Genomic DNA, 4,377 nt, shown 5'->3' with positions numbered 1-4,377 from the left:
CCCCCCCCCCCCCCCCCCCCCCCCCAGCCGCCCCGGCAGGACCGCCACCAGATCGCTATTGCGCAGGGTCTCCAGCATAAACAGGAAATGTGGCACGGAAAGGACAACCCGCCGCGTCAGTCCGAGGTTCGCCAGCGCGATATCGGTCGCCGCGCTGAAGCCGCCCCCGTCCGGGGAGACGATCACGTGCTCCAACTGACAGAACGTTTCCAGGCTAAGCCCAGGCCGCAGCGCTGGATGTTCCGCCCGGCCAGCCAGCACGTAGCGTTCGCGAAACAGCAGGCGCTGATGCAGCCCCGGCGGCGCGCCCTCGCGGGTATGAAAGAAGAGATCTACTGTATCGCTGGCCGCCTGCTGCTCCAGCCGCGCCGGCTGTAATTCGAATACCGCCAGCCGACTGCCGGGAGAGGCCTGGCGTAATCCAGCCAGCATCGGCAGGAGGATCGCCGAGGCCATATAGTCCGTCGCCGCCACCCGCCAGGTCTCCGCCGCCGTGGCCGGATCAAAAGGGCTGACCGGCGCCACCGCCTGCTCCAGCGCGGCTAACGCAGCGCGCAACGGCTGACGAAGCTCATCGGCGCGGGCGGTGGGCTGCATGCCGCGCGGGCCCGGCATCAGCAGCGGATCGGCGAAAATCTCCCGCAGCCTGGCGAGCTGAATACTTACCGAGGGCTGCGACAGATTCAGCCGCTGCGCCGCCCGGGTAACGTTGTTTTCGCTAAGCAGCACATCCAGGGTGCGCAACAGATTGAGATCCAGACGCTGTAAATTAATCACGACTATACCGGGAATTTAAGTAATTAATTTCTACTATAGCGTCAGCTTTCCTACTCTGCAGCTCTCCATACGCCAGAGGTGATATTATGAAAGTACTGCTGATTTACGCCCATCCGGAACCGCGCTCGCTCAATGGCGCGCTGAAAAATTTCGCCATCCGCCATCTGCAGCAGGCCGGGCATGAAGTGCAGGTTTCCGATCTCTATGCCATGCGCTGGAAGGCCGGGTATGACGCCGACGACAGCGGCGCGCCGCCGGTCGGCGAGTTCTGGCGGCCGACCCTCGATTCCAAACAGGCCTTTGCCCAGGGCACCCAAAGTGCGGATATCGTAGCCGAGCAGGAAAAGCTGCTGTGGGCCGATACAGTGATTTTTCAGTTCCCGCTATGGTGGTTCTCGATGCCCGCCATCATGAAGGGCTGGATCGACCGGGTGTACGCCTGGGGCTTTGCCTATGGCGTCGGCGAGCACAGCGACCGCCACTGGGGCGATCGCTACGGGGAAGGCACTTTCGTCGGCAAACGGGCGATGCTGATCGTCACCGCCGGCGGCTGGGCAGAACACTATTCACCGCGCGGGATCAATGGCCCCATCGACGACATCCTGTTCCCCATTCAGCACGGTATGCTGTTCTATCCCGGCTTTGAGGTGCTTCCCCCGCTGGTGTTCTACCGCACGGATAAAACCGATGCCGGGCAGTTCGCCGATCAGTGCGCCGCCCTGGCCGAGCGGCTGGACACGCTGTGGCAAACCGAGCCCATTCCATTCCGCCGGCAGAATCATGGCGATTATCTGATCCCGTCGCTGACGCTGCGCCCGGAGCTGGCGCCGGGGCAAAGCGGCCTGGCGGTGCATCTGGCAAAGAAATAAACCTCAACGCGATAGCCCATCCGGGTTATCGCGTTCATTAATATGACAATTTGTGAGCCTCCACGCATTAACGGTATCCCGTCGCACGAAGCCACCTCTCATATTGATAGCGATCAAGAATAATCATACCGTCTGGTCGGTATGATTCCGGCCATGAATATGGAAGCCCAGCATCGTAAAAAAGATCCCGTCCGTCTCCACCGTCAGTTGCTTGAATCGGCAGCGATGATTGCCGGCCGGGATGGTATCGCCGCCCTGTCGCTGAACGCCGTCGCCCGCGAGGCTGGCGTGAGCAAAGGTGGCCTCCTGCATCACTTTCCCAATAAGCAGGCGCTGATTTTCGCCCTGTTCGCCCGGCTGCTGGCGATCATGGAAAAGGCGATTAGCGAACTGATGGCCGCCGATAACATCGCTTACGGGCGCTTTACCCGCGCCTATTTGCGCTATCTGTCCAACCCGGAGCTGACGGACACTCACGAAAGCCGCCAGTTGATGGTGCTGTCGCTGGCGATGCCGGACGAGCCGGTGCTGCGAAAATGCTGGCGCGACTGGATGCTGGATCACCTGGCGCAGGGCGATGCGCTGGATAACGGCCCGACCGGCACGCTGGTACGCTACGCGGCCGACGGCATCTGGTTATCGGAACTGACCGAAGGGCGCACCATGAGCAGTGAACACCGCCAGTCGCTGGTGAACGATCTGACCAAAATGACGCTTCCCGCGTGAAGCGAATAGAGTGAGGCCGCGATGCGCTACAACATCAATGCCCGTCTCATTTATGATGCAACGGACGGCACGCTTACCCTGCCCGGCAGCGATGAACCGGATAGCCAGCTATCCATCACCGCCAGCGCGCTACTCTATTTTTTTCTCCGCCATACTGGCGTCGTCAGTCGCGATGAAGTGTTGAAAAAAGTCTGGGATGATAATGGCTTAACCTCTTCCAACAGCAACCTCAATCAATACCTGAGCATGCTGCGTAAAACCTTCCGCCACTACGATATCGATAACATTATCGTCACTGTATCGCGCGGCATGCTGCAGCTGAATCAGGATCTGAGCATTGAACTGCTCGATGCCGGGCCGGCGCTTACCGAGGGTGCTAATCCACCCCAGAGAGCTGTTGAAACCGTCCCTCCGGCGGCGACAACGCCGCCCACCGATTCGCCACATGCGCGCGGAATGTGCTGGTATCTGGCCGGCGGCTGTCTGCTGATCATCGCCCTGCTGCTGGTGGCATTCACTTTTGCCGGTACCCACGTCGCCCGACCGATCAATCTGACGCTGATGAACCACAGCCAGTGCGAACTGCTGGCCAGCGATGAAATGCTGCGTTCGGTTTCCGCCACGGCCTACGGTAAGAATTTCGATGAGGTGCGTCAGCGGCTGAAGCTCGGCTGCAAGCCGGGGGAGCGTTTCGTTTTCTTCTACGGCGACCGGCTGGAGACTAACGGCCTGGGCCGGGTATTTCTCGCCCACTGCGCGATGCACGAGGACAACCCGTTTAGCTATTGCGATAACTACTTTTACTACTCCTGGAAGCCGCAATGAAACTCGCGCCCCGCACCTTTTTCGCCCTTTCCGCTCTGACGTTTGTCGCCGCCGCCGGTTTTAGCGTCTGGCGCCTGCTGCCAGATGCCAACGATGGCGTGATGAGCTGCTCCACCAAAGCGATCATGCGTTTTGAAAACATGGAAAAAGAGAATGTGAACGGCAATATCCATTTTAACTTTGCCGCTAACGGCAACGGTTCGATGGTGGTGGAAGGCTATACCGATTCTGCCGCCGGCTGGCTCTACCTGCAGCGCTACGTCAAATTCAGCTACACCAGCCAACGCATCTCGGCAACCGAACGCCACTACCGCATCAAAAAGTGGGAATCCAGCGCCTCATCCATCGACGAATCGCCGAATGTCATCTTCGACTACTTCATGCGCGAAATGTCCGACAGCCATGACGGTCTGTTCCTCAACGCGCAAAAGCTTAACGACAAAGCTATCCTGCTGAGCTCTATCAACTCGCCGCTCTACATCTGCACGCTGAAGTCCGGCAGCACGCTTAACTAACCCGTCCCCCCTGAACCGCCGCGAGGAAAATGCGCCCTCGCTCACGCTCCATTATTGCCCCCTCTTTCCACGATGCTAAAAGCGCACGTTTTGCATTTAGCTTCGTCGCCAAAACATGAGCATACCCACAATTATCACGTGCCTATATTACTAACCGCTGGCAAGTAATTAGCATCTTATTAACATTCATCTCCCACCGATAAATAGCCTAAAAAAGCGCCATATCATCATAAAAATCAATACGCATAAAACAGAACGAACAGATAAAAAGAAGTTTAAATAAGGCTAAATCACAGAGTAAAAACCTAAAATATTCATCTTCACGGATTTAAATTTCACTTACCTCCTCATTCCCTATAGTGAACCCCGAACGCCGCTTCCGCGTGTTGATGCCGTTACGCGGACGGTTTTCCCGAATAACAAAACCTGTTCTGGAGGAGATCACGATGGGTGATGCATTGGGGCTTATCGAAACCAAAGGTCTGGTGGCCTGTATTGAAGCAGCGGACGCGATGTGTAAAGCCGCCAACGTCGAACTGATCGGCTATGAAAACGTCGGCTCCGGCCTGGTCACCGTGATGGTGAAAGGGGACATCGGCGCGGTAAAAGCGGCGGTGGATTCCGGTGTGGAATCCGCGCAGCGCATCGGCGAAGTGGTGACCTCG

At 57.9% G+C, this 4,377-nt stretch carries 6 protein-coding genes; 5 read left to right on the top strand and 1 reads right to left on the bottom strand.

What is annotated here, in order from left to right; all coding sequences use genetic code 11:
- Positions 1 to 777, bottom strand: a 777-nt coding sequence (locus HMPREF9538_RS02940) for a LysR family transcriptional regulator (protein ID WP_009486249.1), incomplete at its 3' end; no start/stop codon positions are given.
- 86 nt (positions 778 to 863) lie between these two features.
- Between HMPREF9538_RS02940 and HMPREF9538_RS02945 the strand changes: the two genes are divergently transcribed.
- The 5 genes from HMPREF9538_RS02945 to HMPREF9538_RS0128455 form a co-directional block, all read left to right on the top strand.
- Positions 864 to 1,646 (top strand): NAD(P)H-dependent oxidoreductase, encoded by a 783-nt coding sequence (locus HMPREF9538_RS02945; protein ID WP_009486248.1) that lies wholly within the window; start codon positions 864 to 866, stop codon positions 1,644 to 1,646.
- Between the two features lie 141 nt (positions 1,647 to 1,787).
- Positions 1,788 to 2,372, top strand: coding sequence for a TetR/AcrR family transcriptional regulator (locus HMPREF9538_RS02950; protein WP_004182816.1), 585 nt, complete (start codon positions 1,788 to 1,790; stop codon positions 2,370 to 2,372).
- A 21-nt stretch (positions 2,373 to 2,393) separates the two neighbouring features.
- Positions 2,394 to 3,197, top strand: a complete 804-nt coding sequence (locus HMPREF9538_RS02955; RefSeq protein ID WP_004182815.1) for a winged helix-turn-helix domain-containing protein — start codon at positions 2,394 to 2,396, stop codon at positions 3,195 to 3,197.
- A complete protein-coding gene (locus HMPREF9538_RS02960) occupies positions 3,194 to 3,712 on the top strand; it encodes a FidL-like protein (protein ID WP_004182811.1) in 519 nt (172 codons plus the stop codon). Before HMPREF9538_RS02955 ends, HMPREF9538_RS02960 begins: the two co-directional genes overlap by 4 nt.
- A 446-nt stretch (positions 3,713 to 4,158) precedes the next feature.
- A partial coding sequence (locus tag HMPREF9538_RS0128455; RefSeq protein ID WP_228701592.1) for a BMC domain-containing protein occupies positions 4,159 to 4,377 on the top strand: 219 nt, incomplete at its 3' end.

The sequence above is a fragment of the Klebsiella sp. MS 92-3 genome, from assembly GCF_000195655.1.
Taxonomy (GTDB): Bacteria; Pseudomonadota; Gammaproteobacteria; order Enterobacterales; family Enterobacteriaceae; genus Klebsiella; species Klebsiella pneumoniae.
This window is presented reverse-complemented; position numbering and strand designations above follow the sequence as displayed.